The sequence below is a fragment of the Pseudomonas capsici genome (genome assembly GCF_017165765.1).
In the GTDB taxonomy this organism is placed as follows: domain Bacteria; phylum Pseudomonadota; class Gammaproteobacteria; order Pseudomonadales; family Pseudomonadaceae; genus Aquipseudomonas; species Aquipseudomonas capsici.
The window spans coordinates 84,345-106,056 of sequence record NZ_JAFGZD010000007.1 but is presented as its reverse complement, the minus strand read 5'-3'; the positions used below and the strand labels follow the sequence as shown (position 1 = coordinate 106,056).

Genomic DNA, 21,712 nt, shown 5'->3' with positions numbered 1-21,712 from the left:
CTCGGTGATGGCAGGGTTCAAGGTTGTGGATAACGTGCCTTGCGCTCCAGATCGTCCAGATCAATATGGTTGCGCATGTACTGCTGACTGGCGTCTACCAGTGGCTGGTGATCCCAACTCTTCAGCTTGCCGATGGCCAGTGTGCGGGCGACGAAACGCCGACGACGCTGGCTGGCGAGCACCTGGTGGTGTATCGCCGGTATGTCCCATCTGGCACGGGCTTCGGCCAGAAAATCATTGAATATCTGTTGATGGACAGGCGACTGGCTCAGTTCTTCCTGTTCCTTTGGATCGTTTTCCACATCGAACAATAGGCACGGGTCCTGTTCCGAGTAGATGAATTTGTAGGCGCCCCGACGAATCATCATCAAGGGACTGGTGGTGCCTTCGGCCATGTATTCGCCGAATACCTCGTCGTGGCCGCCTGCGCCTTGCAGATGCGGCAACAGAGAACGCCCGTCCAGCGGCAGCCCAGTGTCCAGTTGGCCTTCAGCCAGATCGACAAAGGTCGGCAGCAGGTCGGCGGTGGACACCGAAGCACTGACGCGGCCCGCCTTGAACTGCCCCGGCGCGTAAACCAGCAGCGGCACCCGCGCCGACATCTCGAACCAGTGCATTTTGTACCAGAGGCCGCGCTCGCCCAGCATGTCGCCGTGGTCACCCGAAAACACAATGATGGTGTCTTCGGCCAGCCCCGTTTCTTCGAGGGTCTGCAGCAGTTTGCCGACGTTATCGTCTATATAGCTGCAGGCACCGAAGTAGGCGCGACGGGCATCGCGGATCTTGTCCACCGGCAGAGGCTTGTCCCACAGGTCATAAACCTTGAGCAGGCGCTGCGAGTGAGGGTCCAGCGTTTCCTGATCGGCGTGGGCTACTGGCAGCGGGATGTCTTCGTCGCGGTACAGATCCCAGTAGCGTTTGGGGATGGTGTACGGGTCGTGAGGATGAGTCATGGAAACGGTCAGGCAAAACGGTGCGTCACCGTCCTGACGAACATGATCGAACAAGTATTGCTGTGCCTTGAACACCACTTCTTCATCGAAATCCAGCTGGTTGGTGCGCACGCACGGCCCGGCCTGAAGTACCGACGACATGTTGTGATACCAGCTCGGGCGCACATCCGGTTCGTCCCAGTTCACCGCCCAGCCATAGTCGGCCGGATAGATATCGCTGGTCAGCCGCTCTTCGTAGCCATGCAACTGGTCCGGGCCGCAGAAATGCATCTTGCCCGCCAGCGCGGTCTTGTAGCCCAGGCCACGCAAGTAGTGGGCATAAGTCGGGATGTCCGCAGGAAAATCCGCGGCATTGTCATAGGCACCGATCCTGCTCGGGAGCTGGCCACTGACCAGTGTAAAACGCGAGGGCGCACACAAGGGACTGTTGCAGTAGGCGGAGTCGAACACCACGCCTTCGGCAGCCAGGCGACTCAAGTTAGGCATTTTCACAGGAGACGGTGCGTAGAACGGCAACATTGGCGCGGCCATTTGATCGGCCATGATGAACAGAATATTTTTGCGCTTCATGTAATCGCTACATCCCATAGTTGGCGGTTATACAAAAAATGCTGTATTCGAGGATGAAGACATGCAGATTTGCGGTAAAGCCCACACAAAACAATGCCTAGGATAAGCACAGCTTATGTTTGAAGCCCTCGGTGACCTGTCTCTGGACCTGCTGCGAGCCTTTGAAGCAGCGGCCCGCCTGCGCAGTTTCACGGCCGCTGCCATGGAGCTGGAAACGACCCAGCCTGCGGTCAGCCAGCAGATAAAGCGCCTGGAAGAACAATTGGCGATTCGTCTGTTCAATCGGATCTATCGCGGGATCGAGCTGACCGAAGCCGGGGAAATCCTCTTCAGCCATGTGCAGAGTGGCTTGCAGTCCATCGAAAGCGGACTGGTCGCGATTACCGAGCGGCGCCAGAACGAAGTGCTGCAGGTGGCGACCGACTTTGCATTTGCCTCCTATTGGCTGATGCCGCGTCTGCATCGCTTCCACAAGCATCACCCGGATGTGGATGTCAGTCTGGTGACCAGCGAGCGCAGCCACAGCATGCTCAGCGCCGATATCGATGTGGCGGTGTTGTTCGGGGACGGGCGCTTCAAGCAGGGTGAAAGCCGCTGGCTGTTCAGCGAAGAGGTATTTCCGGTGTGCAGTCCGCAACTGCTTGCCGGTCGGGCGACGCCTTTGCCCAATGAGGCGCTGCGAGAGTTTGCGCTGTTGCATTTGCGTAGCGAAGGCAACAACAACTGGTTCGACTGGGCCGGCGTATTCCGGGCGCTCAATATTCCTCAGGCACCGGCCCCCGGACAGTTGCGCTTCGACAATTACACGCTGCTGATCCAGGCCGCCATCGCCGGGCAGGGGGTTGCCATTGGCTGGCGGCATCTGGTGGACGACCTGCTGGATCAGGGATTGCTGTGCCGACCCATCGCAGCCACGGCGATTTCCGCCTGCGGTTATTACGTGATCCTGCCCCAGCGCAAGCGACGGCTGCAGGTCGTGCAACAGTTTGTCGACTGGCTGGCCAGCGAACAGGCGCTCAGTGGCGACTCATTAAGTGGCAAACCGCTACCATCGATTGCGGTTTGATCCTGATCTGTGGATAACTGGGAGCCATATTGGATCAGGGAGGGCTGGGCAATGCAGGATGTCCAGGGCTATCACGCCCACATTTATTTCGACGCACAGACTATCGGACAGGCACGGGCCTTGTGCGAAGCCGCCACAGCAAAGTTCGACGTGCAAATGGGCAGGGTTCATGAGCGACTGGTAGGGCCGCATCCGGACTGGAGCTGCCAACTGGCATTCGGGCACTCGCAGTTTGCCGATGTGATGCTGTGGCTGGCGCTCAATCGAAACGATCTGGTGGTCTTTGTACACCCGCTCACGGGCGATGAGTTGAAGGATCACACCGAACACGCCATCTGGATGGGAGAAATCCGGCCTCTGGATGTCTCCATATTCAAGGCCTGAACCACAGCTCGTGGAGACACGGACTGCGTATGACCTGCTCCGCTATAAGCAGTGAAGATGTTCCAGATCATGGAAGGGTGACTTCCACTTCAGGCAAATGGCTTCAGCAGTGGTTTGTCGGTAATGTTTGAATCCAATAGCGCTATCCCGTGGAGAGGTCATCACATGGACATTCGCACTCTGAAAAATCTCATGCAAGTCGCCCAGTGCGGCTCTCTGACCGCCGCGTCCGAAATCTGCTGCCTCAGTGTCCAGGCGCTGGCCGCGCAATTGAACAAGGTCGAAGCGCAGTTTGGCTTCAAGCTTTTCAAGCGCTCCAACAAGGGCCTGACCCTGACCAGTGCGGGCCAGGAACTCGAGCCCTATATGGAACAGGTGCTGGAGGCTTCCCGGCAACTGGACAACAAGGTTGCCGCGCTCAATGTGTCGTCCTCGCGAATCCTGCGGGTGGCGCTCAACAGCACCTTGTCGAGCGAGGTCAATCGCTGCATCGTGGCGCGCATGATCGAGGCGTTCGACGACTGCCAGCTGGAGTTCAGCTACGCCGAATCGGTAGAGAACCTGAGCAAGCTCAATCACGAGAGCTTCGATATGGCAGTGCTGATCGGACCGCAATCCATAAGGCCCAGCGTTCTGCTGCCCTTCGTGCAAGTCCAGGTCGTGGGCGTGCATTGCGGCCCGAAAGATACACCGCTGTCTGCGCTCAATGAAAAACTCCAGGTTCGCCCCAGCAGCAATTGCCCGTACTCGGACAGCTTCCAGCGCTTCATTGCCGGCGGCACGCCCAAGAAAGGCAAGCCGCCGAGCATTGTGTACTCGGGCAGCGAGACCCTGACGCTCTCTTTGATCAGGCAACTGGACGGCATTGGCTTGGTATCCAGAAGCGTTGCCGAACACAGTGGCCTGACCATCGTGCCTGGCTTCGAGGACTCGCTGGAGGTGCATCTGGTGGTGAACAATTCGAGCCTGTCGTGCCAGGCCCTGAATTACGTGGTTCACACCGCATTACAGGACAGCACTGATAGCAATGTAGGCCGCCACACCCAGCGCCACACTGAGAAACAGATTCCTGCTCAGGTATGCGCATAACAGCGTCGGGATCGCGGCAAGAAACTCGGGGCGGTCCAGTTGCAGTTGCTGGTTCTTGATCAGCAGCGGGGTGACGGTAATGGCGGCAACGATCGCCACAGGCAGGTATTCCAGCGCCTTGGCGATAAAGTCCGGCCAGTGCTCGGTATTGACCTGCAACGGCAGGGTGCGTGGCAGCAGCGTGACGGCGACCATCGCCGCCACCGCCAGAATCAGGAACGTTTGTTCAGACATAGTCCGGCCCCGCAACCCAGAAGTGTGGCAATAAATACATTGAAGGCGGAATCGCCCAGCAGGCTGAGCCCGCCCATGGCAACCACGGCCACCATTGCTGCAATGAGCTTCTTGCGGGTATCGCACAGCGAAACCAGCACGTAGAGCATCATGGCGCTCAAGGCGTAGTCGAGTTTGTAGCTCACCAGATGCGCCGCATACTGCGCGCACAAGGCACCGATCAGACCACCGGCCACCCACGCCGTATGGCAGTAGAGGTTGAAGCCGATCAGATAACGGGCCGTGACAGGCTGGTCCTTGCCGAGCCGTACACTGTGGAATGCGAACGACTCGTCGGTCAGTTCTGCGCCATAGCAGAAACGCTCCAGACGCGTCAGTTTCAGGGGGCGCAAGGCCTTGGCCATGTACACCGACATCAGCATGTGCCGGGCATTGATCAGGAACGTCGTGAGGATGATCGTCGGCAACGAAGCCCCCGCGCTCAGCAGCGCCAGAGCGGCGAACTGCGAAGCACCGGCATAGACGAACAGGCACATCGCGACCGGCAACCAGAGCGGAAAGCCCGCGTTGATCGCCATGAGCCCGAACACGAAGGCAACGGCAAAGTAGCCGGCCACGACCGGGCTGGCTTCAGCGAATGCACTGGACTTCTGCTTGGGAGCCGACATGGTTTGATCGATCGATAGCTTGCTCAAAGGTCTTTCTCGCAAGTGATTTCGCCTTTGGGCTCATGAAAACCCAGGCTGTTCCAGAAATTGCGCCCCACCAGATTATCGCCGTCGACGAACAGGAACATGCGTCGCACATTGAGACGTTTCATGTCCGCGGTGGCAGCATCCACCAGACACTGTCCGACGCCCTGACCACGAGATTCAGGACTGACCGCCAGATGATTGATGGTCCCGCGAGTCCCCAGTACGCCCCCCATGACCGCACCGACGACATCACCTTTGGCATCCTTGGCCAGATAGGCGATGGTGGTTTCGCGGGTCAGGATTCGCTGCAGACATTTGGTGTCCTGCCATTGGCAGAAAGCGACTTCCTTGAAAGAGCGGAAAAAGTTCTCAAGCAGCGCGGCATCCTGATAAGTCGCTCGTTTGAGAAGGGCAATTTCTGCGGGTTCGAGATTTTCAGCGAACAATGTCAAAAGACGTCCCCGGCAAGGAAAATGAAATAGCCATGATCTGACGATAGGCCATTTTGTGCGGGTCGCGATTGCTCGCAGGCGTTACGTAATGGCGCATTTCCCGGTCCAGGAAGAACGTGGTGTCCAGCACTTCATCGTAGGTGAGTGCCGACAGTTGTTCTTCCTTGGTGTTGTACAGCCGGCTCTGGGCACCCTCGACGTTCTGCTTGCCCCAGAAGTGCACGCCGCTGAAAGGATAGCCATCGCAATGGATGCCTTCGGGAGTGATTTCCAGCGTCTTGCCCGGTTTGATCTCGATACGGATCTGATGGATCTGACACTGCCAGACCTTGTTGTGCAGTTCCGGCGGCAGTACGTGCTTATAGACTTCAAAATCCAGGTCTATAAGGCTGCGCACCACAGGCGAGGCGATAACCTCTTCGGAAAAGTCCTGAAAATGCCGCTCCAGGCCGCCAACGTAGCGGTTATGAGCGGTGGACTGGACATAGGCACGATGTTCGAGTTGGCGCAGGTCGCGAGTGACGGGGTTGTACTCAAAGTCGCTATAGCGGCGAAACCGCATGCCTGAATCGGCCTGCCCGTAGTACTTGTCTTCTTCCATGTTCTCCCAGCTCTTGGTGAGCCGGATGAAATCGGCGAAATGACCGTACAGACTAAAATCGCTGCCTAGAACATTTGCAAACTTGTCACGTTGTAGCGAGTGGCCAACTTCCTTGTTCAAGACAAGCATTTTCAGGGTCCTTTTCTACGGTGAGCGCCTAATTTAGACGTCACGGCAGATAGTTCCATGAAAAAGAATTTCAGGCATATCAAGCCCTGATTGATGACCCCGAAGGGCTGCCGTCACCAGCAGGCAGCCCGTTTCGCCTGTGCTACTGAATCAATTCAGTACGCCATCGAGGATAGCGTAGACGATACCTGTGCCCACTGCGATCAAGACCACGTCGGTGCCCAAGCGACGCCATTCGTAACCGTCATAGCGCGGCAGGTATTGCAACGAGCGGGCATCCAGACGTTTGCCATAGCCGGGCGGAAGTGGTTTGCCCTTGACGATATGTATACCCGGCGGCAGCGGCTGGCCTCGCCCGATCACATCACGATGTTGCTGGAAGGTCTGGCGAACCTGGCCGAAGTCCTGAGGAGGACGAGTGCCGCCACGCTTATCCTGATGGCCCGGATTGCCATTACCTTTGTTGCCGCCATTACCACGATCGCCGGGACCGCCATTGTTCTGCGGACCTTGATGCTGACCACCCCGATTGTCATCACGACCATCGCGCTGATCCGGTGGTGCGGCCTGCAGCAGCGGACTGGCACCGATCAACAGAATACCCAGACCGGCAATAAAACGGTTTGGCAGTTTCATGAAGGTTTACCTCAGCATTCAATGGCTCAAAAAAGGGTTCAGGACCGTGGTCATGAACCCTTGTGTCTCGCTACATAGAATAGCTAATGGCGTATTGATTCCTCTGTATCAGGAACTTTACCTTCAGGCGTGACGAGCCTGACGCACCCCTTTGGCCAACGCGGCGCAAAGGCTCAGCACCTCGTCTACAGCCTCGTCGGGCGATTTGGCTGTGGCGATCTTGTCCACCAGCGCCGAACCGACCACCACGCCATCGGCCAGACGCGCGATGGCAGCAGCCTGTTCAGGCGTACGAATGCCGAAACCGACACTGATGGGCAGGCTGGTATGGCGACGCAGGCGTGCAATGGCTTCGGTGACATGCTCGGTGGTGGCCGAACCGGCACCGGTCACACCGGCGACGGACACGTAGTAGACGAAACCGGAACTGCGCTCCAGCACACGTGGCAGACGTGCGTCATCGGTGGTTGGCGTGGTCAGGCGAATGAAATCGATACCCGAAGCCTGGGCAGGCGTAGCCAGCTCGGCATCGTGCTCGGGCGGCAGGTCGACGATGATCAGACCGTCCACACCGGCATCCTTGGCAGCAGCGACAAAAGCGTCCACACCAAAACGGTGAATCGGGTTGTAGTAACCCATCAGCACGATAGGTGTGGCCTGGTCTTCGACGCGGAACTCGCTGACCATCTGCAGGGTTTTCAGCAGAGTCTGGCCGGCGTCCAGGGCGCGCAGGGTCGCCAGTTGAATCGCGACACCGTCGGCCATCGGATCGGTGAAGGGCATGCCCAGTTCGATCACGTCAGCGCCAGCCGCTGGCAGCCCTTTGAGGACTTTCAGGGAAGTGTCATAGCCAGGATCGCCAGCGGTGATAAAAGTCACCAGTGCCGCACGGCCTTCGGTTTTCAGCTGGGCGAAACGTTGCTCAAGACGGCTCATACCGACTTCTCCTGGTTCTGTTCAGCGGCGGCCATGTGGCTCATTACGGTTTGCATGTCTTTGTCACCGCGACCGGAGAAGCACACGACCATCAGATGGTCACTGCTCAGGGTGGCGGCACGCTTGATGGCTTCGGCCAGTGCGTGGGCAGTTTCCAGTGCGGGAATGATGCCTTCGAGACGGCAGCAGGCGTGAAAGGCTTCCAGTGCCTCTTCGTCGGTGATGCTGACGTACTCGGCGCGCTTCACTTCATGCAGGTAAGCGTGCTCCGGACCGATGCCCGGGTAGTCCAGGCCGGCGGAAATCGAGTGGGCGTCCGCGATCTGGCCGTCTTCGTTCTGCAGCAGGTAAGTGCGGTTGCCATGCAATACGCCGGGAACGCCACCATTGAGGCTGGCTGCGTGCTTGTCGGTGTCAATGCCGTGACCACCGGCCTCGACACCAATGATTTGCACGCTGGCATCATCGAGGAATGGATGGAACAGACCCATGGCGTTGGAACCACCGCCCACGCAAGCCACCAGACTGTCAGGCAGACGTCCTTCCTTCTCGTGCATCTGAGCCTTGGTTTCCTTGCCGATGATCGACTGGAAATCACGGACCATCGCCGGATAAGGGTGTGGACCGGCCACAGTGCCGATCAGGTAGAAGGTGTCTTCGACGTTGGTCACCCAGTCACGCAGGGCTTCGTTCATGGCGTCTTTGAGGGTGCCGGTGCCGGAAGTGACCGGTACGATTTCGGCACCCAGCAGCTTCATGCGGAACACGTTGGCCTGCTGGCGCTCGATATCGGTGGCGCCCATGTAGATCACGCAAGGCAGGCCGAAGCGGGCAGCGACTGTGGCCGTGGCAACGCCGTGCATGCCTGCGCCGGTTTCCGCGATCAGACGCTTCTTGCCCATGCGCTTGGCCAGCAGGATCTGGCCGATGCAGTTGTTGATCTTGTGCGCGCCGGTGTGGTTCAGCTCTTCACGCTTGAAGTAGATTTTTGCGCCCCCGCAGGACTCGGTCAGACGCTCTGCGAAATACAGCGGGTTCGGACGACCGACATAGTCGCGCTGGAAGTAAGCCAGTTGCTCGGCGAACTCAGGGTCGGCCTTGGCGGCTTCGTACTCACGGTTCAGGTCAAGCACCAGTGGCATGAGGGTTTCAGCCACGTAGCGGCCGCCGAATGAGCCGAACAGGCCGTTGGCGTCGGGACCGCTGCGATAGTTGGTCTGGGTCATGGGGGCTCCAGTGGCAGTCTTGGGCGAATGGATTGAGCCGGATCGGCAATGAGCTCACTTTAACCAGCGCACGCCCGGATGAAAACCGATAAGATCGCCACAACCTGTCAGGAAAACTCACAGATACCATGAGCCGCGACCTTCCTCCCCTCAACGCCTTGCGCGCTTTTGAAGCCACTGCCCGACTGGGCAGCGTCAGTCAGGCAGCGGAACAGCTGCATGTGACACACGGCGCAGTCAGTCGCCAGTTGAAAGCCCTGGAGGAACACTTGGGCGTCAGCCTGTTCGGCAAGGACGGGCGCGGCCTGAAACTCACAGATGCCGGGATGCGTCTGCGCGAGGTCAGCGGCGAAGCCTTCGACCGCCTGCGCGATGTGTGTGCCGAACTGAGTCAGGGTGGCGCGGATGCGCCCTTCGTACTGGGCTGCTCCGGCAGCTTGCTGGCGCGCTGGTTCATTCCGCGCCTGGGCCGCCTGAATGCCGAGTTGCCGGACCTGCGCCTGCACCTCTCGGCGGGCGAGGGCGATCTGGACCCGCGTCGCCCCGGTCTGGATGCGCTGCTGGTCTTTGCCGAGCCGCCATGGCCGGCAGACATGCAGGTTTTCGAGTTGGCCAGCGAACGTATCGGCCCGGTGCTGAGTCCACGCTTCAGCCGTTTCGAGGCATTGCGACAGGCTCCCGCCCAGGCGCTGTTGAGTGAGGCGCTGCTGCAAACCACATCACGCCCGCAAGCCTGGCCAAGCTGGGCACAACATCACGGGATCGATCCGCAGGCACTGCGTTACGGTCAGGGGTTCGAGCATTTGTATTATTTGCTGGAGGCAGCGGTGGCGGGCCTGGGGATTGCCATTGCGCCCGAACCACTGGTCACGGATGACCTGCGGGCCGGGCGCCTGGCGGCACCCTGGGGCTTCAGCGAAACCCCGGCGCGACTTGCACTCTGGGTGCCCCGACGCGCCGCAGACGGTCGGGCACAGCAACTGGCTCAATGGTTGAAAAACGAGCTGGAGCGCTCCATCGAGCCGATCAGAAAATGATCAGTCGCCGCGTTTGATCAGCAGGTAGGCAGCAAGCAGGCCGATAGCCCCGACTGCAACACCCGCGGTGGTCCAGGGATGTTCCTGAGCGTAGTCACGAGTGGCAATGGCGTTTTCACGGGTCTTGACCTTCACGTCCTCGTAGAGATCGCTGAGCAGATGACGCGAATGGCTCAATGCATTTTCAGCATTGGTCTTGAGGCTTTTCAGCGTCTTGCGCGACTCCTCGGAAGCATCACCTTTGAGGCTTTCCAAAGACTTGAGAAGGCTCTCGATCTCCGCTTCCATGCTTTGCAACGAGGCTTTACGAAGTGAATTGCTAGCCATGGTATTTCTCCTGCTGTGATGAGTAGGTGTGTTGTTTCCGACTCCAGGCTTTTTGGAAAGTGCGATGGTATTTATGCGAAGTGCTGAACTTTTCTCTGCCTTTTCCTGACAGAACCAATGTGCGCCGCCATTGCTGCGCCTCTGAGGCTAACAAGGAGAACCGCCATGAGTGATCACCATACCTACAAGAAGATCGAGCTGGTTGGCTCGTCTACTACCAGTATTGAAGATGCCATCAACAATGCGATTGCAGAGGCCGGCAAGAGCCTTCAGCACCTGGAATGGTTCGAGGTGACCGAAACCCGCGGGCACATCGAAAACGGCAAGGTTGCGCATTATCAGGTCACCCTCAAGGTAGGGTTTCGCATTGCAAATAGCTGACAGGTTCTGACCCTTTTAACTGGCCGTTTGCCATAAATTCCGCTACAGATAGAGACCGCTGCCACGCATCAATGCGTGGCGGTTGCCATTGAGCGCTTCATTTGGAGTGCCTGCGTTTGTCATCACGAGGGAGAGTGTCATTGATGAAGAAGTTTCTATTGGTAGCAGGTTTGCTGAGCCTTGCAGGAAACACCATGGCGGCGGGCAGGAGTTGCGAAGAGCTGAAAGCGTATATTGATGCGAAGCTCCAGTCGCTCAATGTCAAGTCCTACACCCTGCAGATCGTTCCAAACGCAGATGTGAAGATGGATCAGAAAGTCGTCGGCTCCTGCGAAGTCGGCACCCACAAGATTATCTATTCGCGCAACTGATCCGGGTTCGCTCCTGCACACAAGTGCAGGAGCGAATTCATTGGCGAAAACGGTCATCCCATGGATTTTCACCACCGCCTTCCCGGATAAATCCGGTCCTGCACAGTACGGCTTTTTATCCCTGTGCGGCCTGCGCCAGGATTTCATACGAGCGCAAACGATCCTCGTGTTCGTACATGTCGCAGGTGAAGATCAATTCATCGGCATCGGTCTGTTCCAGCAGCACGTCCAGCTTGGCGCGGATCTTTTCCGGGCCGCCCACCATCGCCAGACCCAGAAAACTCGCCACAGCCTCTCGCTCGTGAGGCAGCCACAGTTTGTCCATGGATTCGACCGGTGGACGCTGCACCAGACTGTGCCCGCGCATCAGCGCCAGAATGCGCTGATAGACCGACGTCGCCAGGTACTCGGCACGTTCGTCGGTGTCGGCGGCCGCCAGCGGTACACCCAGCATCACGTAAGGTTTGTCGAGCACCTCGGAAGGCTGGAAATGATTGCGATAGACACGAATCGCCTCATGCATGTAGCGCGGCGCGAAATGCGAGGCAAAGGCATAAGGCAGCCCGCGCATCCCGGCCAGTTGCGCGCTGAACAGGCTCGAGCCCAGCAGCCAGATGGGCACATTGGTGCCTGAACCCGGCACAGCGATCACTTTCTGATCAGGCGTGCGCGGTCCCAGATAATCCATCAACTCGGCGACATCGTCGGGAAAATCGTCGGCGCTGCCGGAGCGCTCTCGACGCAGTGCCCGGGCCGTCATCTGGTCCGAGCCCGGCGCACGTCCCAGGCCCAGATCGATACGGCCGGGATAGAGACTGGCCAGAGTACCGAACTGCTCGGCAATCACCAGCGGCGCATGGTTGGGCAGCATCACCCCGCCAGCGCCTACGCGAATCGTCGATGTGCCGCCAGCCAGATAGGCCAGCAGCACGGAAGTCGCCGAACTGGCGATGCCGTCCATGTTGTGGTGCTCGGCAACCCAGAAGCGGTTATAGCCCAGCTTCTCGACATGCTGAGCCAGGTTCAGGGAATTGCGCAGTGAATCTGCGGGGCCTTTGTCCTGGCGCACCGGCACCAGGTCCAGGGTGGAAATCTTTACATCCGACAAACGTTTCATAGGCCGCTGCTTCTCCTCGAAATGTATGGGGCTGAGCCCATGATGAAACAGCAGTGCGGGCGCAAGCGCTGCTTTTCAATGGCAACCCCCAAAAAAGACCTACTAAAACACTAGGACTTATGCGTTGAACTTTCCAAAGCCGTCTATCCTCAGAATCCTGGCTACGTTTCAAACATTACCGATTTCAACAGGAGGCATCATGAGCATCGTCAAGAAAGCATCAGCGCACTGGGAAGGTGATCTCAAAAGCGGTCTTGGTCATATCTCAACCGAAACAGGCGTCCTGCGCGAAGCACCTTATGGCTTCAAGGCCCGCTTCGAAGGCGGTAAGGGCACCAATCCTGAAGAGCTGATCGGCGCAGCTCATGCCGGCTGCTTCTCCATGGCCCTGTCGATGATTCTCGGAAACGCCGGCTTCACCGCTGAAAGCATCGATACCCAGGCCGAAGTGACGCTGGACCAGGACAGCGGCGGATTTTCCATCACTGCCGTGCATCTGGTGCTCAAGGCCAAAGTGCCCGGCGCCAGCCAGCAGCAGTTCGATGAACTGACCAGACAGGCCAAAGAAGGCTGCCCGGTTTCCAAGGTGCTGAATGCCAAGATCACCCTGGATGCCACGCTGCTCAGCTGATCGATCGCCTGACGCCGCGGGCCCGCACAACCCGGTTGTGCGGGTCATTTTTTTGCCCGTCAGAACCAGATGCGGGGCCGGACGGTCGTATGAAGGACTACAGCACAGACAAAAACCTGTGCGCCCTATCGAAGGAATCGGCCATGAAACGTTTTGCCTTGACCATCAGTTGTATTCTGCTGACGACCAGCGCCCTGGCTGCGCCGAAGTCCTGCGAAGAACTCAAGGACGAAATCGAGGCCAAGATCCAGGCCAACAATGTCACGTCCTATACGCTGGAAATCGTCCCCAATGCTGAAGTCCACGATCAGAACATGGTGGTGGGCAGTTGCGACAACGGCACCCGGAAGATCATCTACCAGAAAAACGACAGCTGATCAGATGCAGTGAATATCACCCTGCTCGGCCACCACCTTGCGCTCGGCGTCGAAAAGCCGGGCCGTAATGTCATTGGCCAGGATGCGGGCATCGATCATGTAACGCTGCCCGGCGGCAAAGTGATCGTATTCGATATCGATGAAACAGGTGATATCGGTGTAATCGTCACTGATCAGGCCCAGTCCACCGGAGCGATATTCGTAGTCGAAACGGATCTGTAGTTCATGACGACCGGGAGTGACCTGAAAGTAGCGACCATCCTCGGTATTCTTGCCATCGAGCTTGTCCGCCATCACCAGCCTGCCGGTCGTGGTGCGCATATCGACCCAGGCCATGCCAGGATCGACGGCAGGTAAAGGCGTGGTACACCCGACAAGGGTGCCAAGGATGAGAATCAAGGCTATCGAGCGCATGTCAGGCTCCGCAAATGGACGGATGACGATGATAGTTGCGTAATACCCTGGCTGTCCTGCATAACGCGTTCTATCCCTGTCTTGAAGGCCGTGTATGCCACGACTCGATGTTGTACGTCTCTGGCGCAGTTTGCCGATAGCGACGATGGTTTTGCTCTGTGGATGTTCCAGCCTCTCGTACTACGGCCAGTTGGCCAGTGGTCAGCTGAAACTGTTGCAGGCACGCGAGCCTGTCGAAGACATCATCTCTGACCCCGGACGCGACCCGAAATTGCGTCAGCGTCTGGCCTATGCCCAACAGGCCCGCACTTTCGCCAGCGCCCATCTGCATCTGCCGGACAACAAGAGCTATCGCCTGTACGCCGATCTGGGCCGTCCTTATGTGGTATGGAACGTATTCGCCACCGATGAGTTCTCTCTGGACCCCGTCACTCATTGCTTTCCGATTGCCGGTTGCGTGGCCTACCGAGGCTATTACAGCCTGGGCGGCGCACGTGGCGAGGCCGCCTTGCAACGGCAGGCCGGCAAGGATGTGTACATGAGCGGCATCGAGGCGTACTCGACACTGGGCTGGTTCAACGATCCGATTCTCAGTTCGATGCTCGGCTGGGGCGATGAACGACTGGCGACGCTGATCTTTCACGAACTGGCGCATCAGCGCTTTTATGTGAAAGACGACACCGAGTTCAACGAGTCCTACGCCAGTTTCGTGGAACAGGAAGGCACACGCCAATGGCGGGCTTCGCGTGGCCTGGCTCCCGAGAGTGTTTCGCAATCTACACGCCGGGATCAATTCATTCGTCTGGTGCTCGACACCCGGGAACGGCTCAAGACGCTGTACAGCCAGCCGCTGACCGCCGAAGTGATGCGTGAGCGCAAAGCGGCCGAATTCGAGCGTCTGCGTCATGAGTACCGACAGGTGCGTGATGAACAATGGCGCGGCGACAAACGTTTCGATGGGTGGATCAACTCACCGATGAACAACGCCAAATTGCTGCCCTTCGGGCTGTACGACCAATGGGTGCCAGCGTTTGAGGCGTTGTTCAAACAGGTGAAGGGCGACTGGCCTGAGTTCTTCGAGGCAGTGGAAACGCTGGGCGACCTGCCCGCCAAAGAGCGTAAGGCACGCCTGCAGCAATTGATGTCCCGGTAAATCCCGTCGCGGGCAAGCGCGCTCCTACAGTAGGAGCGCGCTTGCCCGCGACGGCGGTCTTCCAGAATCTTGTGGATTCACGGGTTCCTACGTGGCGGTAAAGGCTTTATGCATTTCGGCCATGGTTGCGAAGTGATAGGTCGGCATTTGCGCCGTCAGTTCCTCATGACTGCCGAAGCCATACCCCACAGCCGCCACATCCAGCCCGTTGCGCAGGCCGCCGATAAGGTCGTGCTTGCGGTCGCCAATCATCAGGGTCTGGCTTGGGTCCAGCCCCTCCTGCTCCAGCAGATGGGCAATCAGTTCCACTTTATCGGTGCGGGTACCGTCCAGCTCACTGCCATATATCACTTTGAAATACTTGGCGAAGTCGAAATGCCGGGCGATTTCATGGGCAAACACCCAGGGTTTCGACGTTGCGATATACAGCGTTCGCCCCTGACCCGCCAAGGCTTCAAGCAACTCGGGCACGCCATCGAACACCTGGTTTTCATATAGCCCGGTCACCTTGAAGCGCTCGCGATAGAAGCCTACGGCCTCCCAGGCACGGGCTTCGTCCATGTCATAGAACTGCATGAAAGCCTGGAGCAATGGAGGGCCGATGAAGTGTTCGAGCCGGGTGATGTCCGGTTCGTCGATCCCCAGCTTCGACAGGGCAAACTGGATGGAACGCGTTATCCCCAGGCGCGGGTCGGTCAGTGTGCCGTCGAGGTCGAAAAGAATATTCTGGTAATTCATGAAGTCTCGCCAGTAATGCGTAAAAGGGCCTGTGGATAACTCAGGGCTGGTCATAGCCTTCGGCCAGATGCTGATCCTTGAGCTTCACGTAATTGCTCGCACTATAAGGGAAAAAGGCAATTTCCTTTTCAGTCAGAGGCCGGGCCTGCCTGACCGGACGCCCCACATAGAGAAACCCGCTTTCCAGCACCTTGCCGGGCGGCACCAGACTGCCTGCACCGATAATCACCTCATCCTCGACCACCGCGCCATCCATGATGGTAGTGCCCATGCCGATCAGAATCCGGTTGCCGATAGTGCAGCCATGCAGCATCGCCTTGTGGCCAATGGTCACTTCGTCACCGATCAGCAATGGAAAGCCATCAGGGTTGAAAGGCCCGGCATGGGTGATATGCAACACGCTGCCATCCTGCACGCTGGTGCGGGCACCGATGCGGATGCGGTGCATGTCGCCACGGATCACGGTCAGTGGCCAGACGGAGCTGTCTGCACCGATTTCGACATCGCCGATCACAACAGCCGAATGATCGACGAACGCTCTTTCGCCAAGGGCTGGGGTGTGGTCCTGGAACTTGCGAATGGCCACGATAGACTCCTTCTTTACGGGTGATAGAGGCGCGATTCAGGTTTGAGTGCTGCGGTCGGCGTCGATTGTAATTAAGATGCGTGAGTGTTTCTTCCAGCCAAGGTGCAAAACCGTGAGCGCGAACAACCCTCTTCTGCAATCGTACGACCTGCCTCCTTTCTCGGCGATCCGTGCCGAGCACGTAAAACCTGCCATCGAGCAGATCCTGGCCGATAACCGCGCCGCGATTGCCGACATTCTTGCCAAGCAGGGTTCGACCCCCACCTGGGCCGGTCTGATCCTGGCGATGGATGAATTGAATGATCGTCTGGGAGCCGCCTGGAGCCCGGTCAGCCATCTGAATGCCGTCTGCAACAGCGCCGAGCTGCGCGAAGCCTACGAGTCGTGCCTGCCTGCACTGAGCGCCTACTCCACCGAAATGGGCCAGAACCGCGAACTGTTCAAGGCCTATGAAGCCCTGGCCAACAGCCCGGAAGCGGCAAACTTCGATGTCGGTCAGAAGACCATCCTGGAACAGTCGCTGCGTGACTTCCGCCTTTCGGGCATCGACCTGCCGCCCGAGCAGCAGAAGCGTTATGCCGAAGTTCAGAGCAAGCTGTCGGAACTGGGCAGCCAGTTCTCCAACCAGTTGCTCGACGCCACCCAGGCCTGGACCAAACTGGTCACTGACGAATCCGCCCTCGCGGGTCTGACCGATTCGGCCAAGCAGCAGATGGCGGCTGCCGCCAAGGCCAAGGATCTGGAAGGCTTCCTGATCACTCTGGAATTCCCGAGCTATTACGCGGTAATGACCTACGCCGAAGACCGTGCCCTGCGCGAGGAAGTCTATGCGGCGTACTGCACCCGCGCCTCGGATCAAGGCCCGAATGCCGGCAAGAACGACAACGGCCCGGTGATGGCCCAGATCCTCGACCTGCGTCAGGAACTGGCGCAACTGCTGGGCTTCGCCAGCTTCTCCGAACTGAGCCTGGCCACCAAGATGGCCGAGTCCAGCGATCAGGTGCTGAGCTTCCTGCGCGATCTGGCCAAGCGCAGCAAGCCCTTTGCCGAACAGGACCTCAAGCAGCTCAAGGCCTATGCCGCCGAACAGGGCTGCCCGGATCTGCAAAGCTGGGACAGCGGTTTCTATGGCGAGAAACTGCGCGAACAACGCTACAGCGTTTCGCAGGAAATCCTGCGTGCCTACTTCCCGATCGACAAAGTGCTGAGCGGCCTGTTCGCGATCGTCCAGCGCCTGTACGGAATTGAAATCACCGAGCAGAAAGGCTTCGACACCTGGCACCCGGATGTTCGCCTTTTCGAGATCAAGGAAAACGGCCAGCACGTCGGGCGTTTCTTCTTCGATCTGTATGCCCGCGCCAACAAGCGTGGCGGTGCCTGGATGGATGGCGCTCGCGACCGTCGTCGCACCGCCGAAGGCCGCCTGCAGAACCCGGTAGCGAATCTGGTGTGCAACTTCACCCCAGCCGTCGGCGGCAAGCCGGCCTTGCTGACTCACGATGAAGTCACCACCCTGTTCCACGAATTCGGCCATGGCCTGCATCACCTGCTGACCCGCGTCGAACATGCCGGTGTCTCGGGCATCAACGGTGTGGCCTGGGATGCGGTCGAGCTGCCAAGCCAGTTCATGGAAAACTGGTGCTGGGAGCCTGAAGGCCTGGCGCTGATTTCCGGTCACTACGAGAGCGGCGAAGCGCTGCCTCAGGACCTGCTGGAAAAAATGCTCGCCGCCAAGAACTTCCAGTCTGGCCTGATGATGGTCCGCCAGTTGGAGTTCTCGCTGTTCGACTTCGAGCTGCACGCCACCCATGGCGATGGTCGTGGCGTACTGGAAGTGCTTGAAAGCATCCGCGATGAAGTTTCGGTAATGCGTCCACCTGCCTACAACCGCTTCCCGAACAGCTTCGCGCATATCTTCGCGGGCGGTTATGCGGCAGGTTATTACAGCTACAAATGGGCAGAAGTGCTGTCCGCCGATGCGTTCTCGCGATTCGAGGAAGACGGTGTACTCAACGCCGAGACTGGCCGTGCCTTCCGCGAAGCCATTCTGGCCCGTGGCGGGTCCCAGGCGCCGATGGTGTTGTTCGTCGACTTCCGCGGACGCGAGCCTTCGATTGACGCACTCTTGCGTCACAGTGGCTTGAGTGAGGAAGCGGCAGCATGACCGATACACCGGTAGTCATTACCAAGAAACGCTTTATCGCCGGGGCTGTCTGCCCGGCGTGCAGCGAGCCCGACAAGCTGAAAATGTGGAGTGAGGACGACGTGCCCCATCGCGAATGCGTGGGCTGCGGCTACAGCGATACGCTCAATGAACAGGGCCTGTCGATTCCCAAAGAGCTGGGCACACGGGTCAACAAGATCACGCCAAAACCTGCCGATCCAAAGGTGCAGGGCGTGCAGTTCTTCCCGAATCCGAAGTTGAAGAAGCCCGTCGATCCGAGCTGAAACCTGATGGTCGGGTCAAGAGGAACGGGAAGCACTTGATAGGTGCTTCCCGTTTCATGGGTTCATCAGGACGAGGCCTCGGTATTCAAGAATACATAGCCTCACGGAGTACCATTGAAATAACCAAACGAAATCTTCCCATCAATCGATTTACTGGCCTCGACCCGTACATCACTGTTCTCATAAGAGCGGTTGAAACTTGGAATAACGACAGGCCAGGTAATATCACGCTTGATCGTTACATTGGTTCTGCCCTGTGATGGCTTGCCGTCCGGTTGACCATAGAGACTGAAGTGACTACCGGCTTTGGCTTTAAGTATCATGCCCGAGCGTACTTCATCATTGGAACAGCCAAAACTGTTGCTTTTCATCTTGACGTTATGGGAACGATTGAGAGGGATCGTACAGTCTATGTTTTGAGTGGCATTGTTTCCTTCATACAGCACGATGGCCGCGTCGGAAAAATTGGAAGGTGTTCTGCCAATCTCGATCCTGGAAACCTTGCCGTTCAGATTATTATTGCTGGCAAATACCATTTGGTAGTCGGCGTTTTTACGACTTTTATCGAATTTCGGAATCAGGACACTTTCGTTTATACCAATGTCTCGTTTGATATCAATCACCGCGTAATCGTCCGAGCGGCGACCATTGGGATTGTCGTACAGCGTGATTCGAGTGCCTTTGGTAATGCCAGACAAGGTCATGGATTTTGCTTCGTCGTTTTCACAACCCAGAGTCGGTAAAACGAGTGTCCTTGAACCACTTGGAATCGCGCAGACCGCGTCGCGCTTCTTGTCTGCATTTTCACCTTCCCATAAATAAATACCCCCCTGGGTCAGGGTCCGGGCATAGGCGAAAGCATCGCCGCTCCTGTAGTTGTTGATCGCCACAAAGTTCGGTTTTGCCCCACAGCTGGCTGTACGCCGCATGAGATGGGTCAGGTTGTTATCGTACTTGCCCGAGTCTGTGGTTGTGGACGTGACGGTATGGAACTGGTTCATCAGGAACAGGCGATTCCATGATTTTCCGGTAGAGGCTGCAACGGACCCGGTACTGAGAGGTATTGAAGTCCAGCGGGTCGGACAGGAGAAATCATGTGCGGCAAGGATGTTGGACGCAACGGGCCCAAGCGTATCCCATTTATTTTGCTTCACCCAATCCTGATCAAACAGAACCGTGACGGTTTTTGAGCCGACCGTGTAATTACCACTCACTTCCCGCTTGTCGGTCATCAGGATCAGTCGGTTATTCTTACGTGCCATCTCCAAAAGACCGGGCCAGCTCTGGGCGCCGAAATTGGCCGGGTTGAACGAGTAGTCCGCCAGCTCAGGCAGTGCATCGAATACTTCCTGTACATCGTTGCGACTGACATAGGTTTCAAAAAAGATCGTGACCACTTCCGTCGGATGGTTTTTCAGGAAGGGAATAAACTCGTTCTTCAGCTGATTACCGAGCGGCCCATAGCAGGCGATGGTTTTATGACAGACCTTGATGCGGTTAATGCCCGGTTTTTCATCGCGGTAGAGATCGAGCATGAAGCCACGAACACCGTCTTTCAGTTGCCGGGGCATTTCTGCCAGATTCTGGTTGATCTTCTCGTAGGAATTATGGGTAGTAACCCAGTAATACTGATCGAAGGGTTTATCGTTACCGCTGACGTTATCCGCTTGGGCGGCACTGACCAGCCAGAACAGAAGCGAGATTCCAAGCAAAACGCGCAATGTATATTTATTGTTCAAGAGTGACGTCCTTTTCAATGTTTGTCAGGGCCTTTATCAGGCTCTGAATAAATACTCATCCTTGAGTACTACTGGCGAAAAGTAATAAGCGAATACAGAGATTGATGGAACAAGCTTATTGTTACAGCCTTTTAATAAGTGCTATGGCGAAGGGCTTCGACAGAGGAATCCGCAGACACCATCTGTCAGGTAAGAAGGATTTTTCCGGGCGAAGGTAAAAAATTGCTGTACTGTATGTATAAACAGTATTCGAGTAATCCCTCATGGTCAGCCCAACCTCGATCCGCGGCCGTGGTACCGCCACCAACCCGCACAACCGTTTTGCTCCCAACCGGTCGGTCGCCGAGGACGATGGCTGGTATCAGGAGGTTCCGCTCACCCAGGGCACTCAGGTCATCCACGAAACGGCCAAGAGCATCATCACCCGCAATACCTCGCCGGACATCCCCTTCGATCGCTCCATCAACCCTTACCGAGGGTGTGAGCATGGCTGCATCTATTGTTTTGCAAGGCCCAGCCATGCGTACTGGGACATGTCGCCCGGTCTGGACTTCGAGACAAAACTGATCGCCAAGACCAATGCGGCGGCCCTGCTGGAACAACAGCTGTCCAAACCCGGCTATCGCTGTGCGCCGATCACGCTGGGGGCCAATACCGATCCGTATCAGCCTATCGAACGCGAGCACCGGATCACCCGCGCAACCCTTGAGGTCTTGCTGCGCTATCGTCATCCCGTGTCCATCATTACCAAAGGCTCGCTGATCCTGCGCGACCTCGATCTGCTGGCCGAAATGGCAAAGCTGAATCTGGTGTCGGTGTTCATCAGCCTGACCACCCTGGATGACGAGCTCAAATGCATTCTCGAGCCCAGGGCCGCTGCACCCAAGGCGCGCTTGCGAGCGATTCGGGTCTTGCGTCAGGCGGGCGTGCCGGTGGGTGTGTTGTGTGCGCCGATGATCCCGATGATCAACGACAGCGAGCTTGAAGCCCTGCTCACTGAAGCCAGGGCAGCCGGCGCACAGAGCGCGAGTTATGTGATGTTGCGCCTGCCGCTGGAGGTGGCACCGCTGTTCGACGAATGGCTCAGAACACATTATCCGCAGCGTGCGGAACATGTGATGAGTCTGATACGTCAAACCCGTGGCGGTGAGGTCTACAACAGCGAGTTCGGGTCGCGCATGCGGGGCGAAGGTCCTTTTGCCGATCTGTTGGCCAAGCGTTACTCAATCGCGACTACACGTTTAGGCCTCAACCGTCGTGAGAGTTTTCATCTGGACTGCAACGCTTTTTGCCCACCGGGAGGGCAGATGTCACTCCTTTAAATGCAGGAATTGGCGTTCTAGAGCCGTCGCATTCAGTTTCACTTAAGCTTGAGTCGTTAATCTGTAAATCGGAGTGATGCCCGCGATAGCGTTCAATGGA

At 57.6% G+C, this 21,712-nt stretch carries 26 protein-coding genes; 12 read left to right on the top strand and 14 right to left on the bottom strand.

Features of this window, described 5'->3' with window-relative positions:
• Window positions 1–17: 17 nt before the first annotated feature.
• On the bottom strand, window positions 18–1,523 hold the full coding sequence (betC, locus tag JSY17_RS11880; RefSeq protein WP_206401792.1) for a choline-sulfatase: 1,506 nt from the start codon (window positions 1,521–1,523) through the stop codon (window positions 18–20).
• 115 nt (window positions 1,524–1,638) lie between these two features.
• Between betC and JSY17_RS11875 the strand changes: the two genes are divergently transcribed.
• The 3 genes from JSY17_RS11875 (at window position 1,639) to JSY17_RS11865 (ending at window position 4,062) form a co-directional block, all read left to right on the top strand.
• On the top strand, window positions 1,639–2,589 hold the full coding sequence (locus JSY17_RS11875; protein ID WP_206401791.1) for a choline sulfate utilization transcriptional regulator: 951 nt from the start codon (window positions 1,639–1,641) through the stop codon (window positions 2,587–2,589).
• A gap of 51 nt (window positions 2,590–2,640) precedes the next feature.
• The gene (locus tag JSY17_RS11870; protein ID WP_117163856.1) at window positions 2,641–2,973 is read left to right on the top strand and encodes a DOPA 4,5-dioxygenase family protein; all 333 of its coding nucleotides are present in this window, start codon (window positions 2,641–2,643) and stop codon (window positions 2,971–2,973) included.
• Window positions 2,974–3,138: 165 nt separating this feature from the next.
• Window positions 3,139–4,062: a LysR family transcriptional regulator gene (locus JSY17_RS11865; RefSeq protein ID WP_117180550.1), complete on the top strand. Its 924-nt coding sequence runs from the start codon at window positions 3,139–3,141 to the stop codon at window positions 4,060–4,062.
• Here the strand turns inward: JSY17_RS11865 and JSY17_RS11860 are convergent.
• The 7 genes from JSY17_RS11860 to trpB form a co-directional block, all read right to left on the bottom strand.
• Window positions 3,979–4,296, bottom strand: a complete 318-nt coding sequence (locus JSY17_RS11860) for an AzlD domain-containing protein (RefSeq protein ID WP_117163858.1) — start codon at window positions 4,294–4,296, stop codon at window positions 3,979–3,981. The genes JSY17_RS11865 and JSY17_RS11860 overlap by 84 nt on opposite strands.
• Window positions 4,275–4,964: an AzlC family ABC transporter permease gene (locus JSY17_RS11855; protein ID WP_117180675.1), complete on the bottom strand. Its 690-nt coding sequence runs from the start codon at window positions 4,962–4,964 to the stop codon at window positions 4,275–4,277. The genes JSY17_RS11860 and JSY17_RS11855 overlap by 22 nt, the downstream gene beginning before the upstream one ends.
• Before the next feature lie 23 nt (window positions 4,965–4,987).
• Window positions 4,988–5,407, bottom strand: coding sequence for a GNAT family N-acetyltransferase (locus tag JSY17_RS11850; protein ID WP_263943185.1), 420 nt, complete (start codon window positions 5,405–5,407; stop codon window positions 4,988–4,990).
• A gap of 19 nt (window positions 5,408–5,426) precedes the next feature.
• On the bottom strand, window positions 5,427–6,173 hold the full coding sequence (locus JSY17_RS11845; RefSeq protein ID WP_206401789.1) for a 2OG-Fe dioxygenase family protein: 747 nt from the start codon (window positions 6,171–6,173) through the stop codon (window positions 5,427–5,429).
• Between the two features lie 150 nt (window positions 6,174–6,323).
• Entirely contained in the window at window positions 6,324–6,809 is a 486-nt protein-coding gene (locus tag JSY17_RS11840) for an anti-virulence regulator CigR family protein (RefSeq protein WP_206401788.1), read from the bottom strand.
• Window positions 6,810–6,932: 123 nt separating this feature from the next.
• Window positions 6,933–7,745 carry a tryptophan synthase subunit alpha gene (gene trpA / locus JSY17_RS11835; RefSeq protein ID WP_206401787.1) on the bottom strand — a complete coding sequence of 271 codons (813 nt, stop codon included), beginning with the start codon at window positions 7,743–7,745 and terminating at the stop codon, window positions 6,933–6,935.
• Window positions 7,742–8,971 carry a tryptophan synthase subunit beta gene (gene trpB / locus JSY17_RS11830; RefSeq protein WP_117180555.1) on the bottom strand — a complete coding sequence of 410 codons (1,230 nt, stop codon included), beginning with the start codon at window positions 8,969–8,971 and terminating at the stop codon, window positions 7,742–7,744. The genes trpA and trpB overlap by 4 nt, the downstream gene beginning before the upstream one ends.
• 128 nt (window positions 8,972–9,099) lie before the next feature.
• Here trpB and JSY17_RS11825 point away from each other — a divergent pair, with 128 nt between their 5' ends.
• Window positions 9,100–10,008: a LysR family transcriptional regulator gene (locus JSY17_RS11825; RefSeq protein WP_206401786.1), complete on the top strand. Its 909-nt coding sequence runs from the start codon at window positions 9,100–9,102 to the stop codon at window positions 10,006–10,008.
• Here JSY17_RS11825 and JSY17_RS11820 read toward each other — a convergent pair whose 3' ends face one another.
• Window positions 10,009–10,335 (bottom strand): DUF883 family protein, encoded by a 327-nt coding sequence (locus JSY17_RS11820; protein ID WP_117163865.1) that lies wholly within the window; start codon window positions 10,333–10,335, stop codon window positions 10,009–10,011.
• Between the two features lie 165 nt (window positions 10,336–10,500).
• On the opposite strand from JSY17_RS11820, the gene JSY17_RS11815 reads away from it, so the two are divergent.
• Window positions 10,501–10,716: a dodecin gene (locus tag JSY17_RS11815; protein ID WP_117184746.1), complete on the top strand. Its 216-nt coding sequence runs from the start codon at window positions 10,501–10,503 to the stop codon at window positions 10,714–10,716.
• 143 nt (window positions 10,717–10,859) lie between these two features.
• Entirely contained in the window at window positions 10,860–11,087 is a 228-nt protein-coding gene (locus JSY17_RS11810) for a DUF1161 domain-containing protein (protein ID WP_122371089.1), read from the top strand.
• 115 nt (window positions 11,088–11,202) lie between these two features.
• Here JSY17_RS11810 and JSY17_RS11805 read toward each other — a convergent pair whose 3' ends face one another.
• A complete protein-coding gene (locus tag JSY17_RS11805; protein WP_200976973.1) occupies window positions 11,203–12,204 on the bottom strand; it encodes an LLM class flavin-dependent oxidoreductase in 1,002 nt (333 codons plus the stop codon).
• Window positions 12,205–12,403: 199 nt separating this feature from the next.
• Between JSY17_RS11805 and JSY17_RS11800 the strand changes: the two genes are divergently transcribed.
• Together JSY17_RS11800 and JSY17_RS11795 are read left to right on the top strand one after the other, a co-directional pair.
• A complete protein-coding gene (locus tag JSY17_RS11800) occupies window positions 12,404–12,835 on the top strand; it encodes an OsmC family protein (protein WP_117184743.1) in 432 nt (143 codons plus the stop codon).
• A 143-nt stretch (window positions 12,836–12,978) separates the two neighbouring features.
• A complete protein-coding gene (locus JSY17_RS11795) occupies window positions 12,979–13,212 on the top strand; it encodes a DUF1161 domain-containing protein (protein ID WP_117163870.1) in 234 nt (77 codons plus the stop codon).
• Here the strand turns inward: JSY17_RS11795 and JSY17_RS11790 are convergent, their stop codons facing one another.
• The gene (locus JSY17_RS11790; protein WP_201012594.1) at window positions 13,213–13,626 is read right to left on the bottom strand and encodes a PA0061/PA0062 family lipoprotein; all 414 of its coding nucleotides are present in this window, start codon (window positions 13,624–13,626) and stop codon (window positions 13,213–13,215) included.
• Window positions 13,627–13,720: 94 nt separating this feature from the next.
• Here JSY17_RS11790 and JSY17_RS11785 point away from each other — a divergent pair, with 94 nt between their 5' ends.
• Window positions 13,721–14,779, top strand: coding sequence for an aminopeptidase (locus tag JSY17_RS11785; protein WP_206401785.1), 1,059 nt, complete (start codon window positions 13,721–13,723; stop codon window positions 14,777–14,779).
• Window positions 14,780–14,866: 87 nt separating this feature from the next.
• On the opposite strand, the gene JSY17_RS11780 is transcribed toward JSY17_RS11785, so the two are convergent.
• Together JSY17_RS11780 and JSY17_RS11775 are read right to left on the bottom strand one after the other, a co-directional pair.
• Complete coding sequence (locus JSY17_RS11780) at window positions 14,867–15,517, bottom strand: HAD family hydrolase (protein ID WP_206402983.1); 651 nt, start codon at window positions 15,515–15,517, stop codon at window positions 14,867–14,869.
• Window positions 15,518–15,557: 40 nt separating this feature from the next.
• On the bottom strand, window positions 15,558–16,103 hold the full coding sequence (locus JSY17_RS11775) for a gamma carbonic anhydrase family protein (protein WP_206402981.1): 546 nt from the start codon (window positions 16,101–16,103) through the stop codon (window positions 15,558–15,560).
• 112 nt (window positions 16,104–16,215) lie between these two features.
• Here JSY17_RS11775 and prlC point away from each other — a divergent pair, with 112 nt between their 5' ends.
• Together prlC and JSY17_RS11765 are read left to right on the top strand one after the other, a co-directional pair.
• Window positions 16,216–18,267, top strand: coding sequence for an oligopeptidase A (gene prlC / locus JSY17_RS11770; protein ID WP_117180564.1), 2,052 nt, complete (start codon window positions 16,216–16,218; stop codon window positions 18,265–18,267).
• On the top strand, window positions 18,264–18,551 hold the full coding sequence (locus JSY17_RS11765; protein WP_117180565.1) for a YheV family putative zinc ribbon protein: 288 nt from the start codon (window positions 18,264–18,266) through the stop codon (window positions 18,549–18,551). Before prlC ends, JSY17_RS11765 begins: the two co-directional genes overlap by 4 nt.
• A gap of 101 nt (window positions 18,552–18,652) precedes the next feature.
• Here JSY17_RS11765 and JSY17_RS25665 read toward each other — a convergent pair whose 3' ends face one another.
• Entirely contained in the window at window positions 18,653–20,290 is a 1,638-nt protein-coding gene (locus tag JSY17_RS25665) for a PI-PLC domain-containing protein (RefSeq protein ID WP_232849414.1), read from the bottom strand.
• A gap of 263 nt (window positions 20,291–20,553) precedes the next feature.
• On the opposite strand from JSY17_RS25665, the gene JSY17_RS11755 reads away from it, so the two are divergent.
• Window positions 20,554–21,612, top strand: coding sequence for a PA0069 family radical SAM protein (locus JSY17_RS11755; protein ID WP_206402979.1), 1,059 nt, complete (start codon window positions 20,554–20,556; stop codon window positions 21,610–21,612).
• Window positions 21,613–21,712 lie beyond the last annotated feature (100 nt).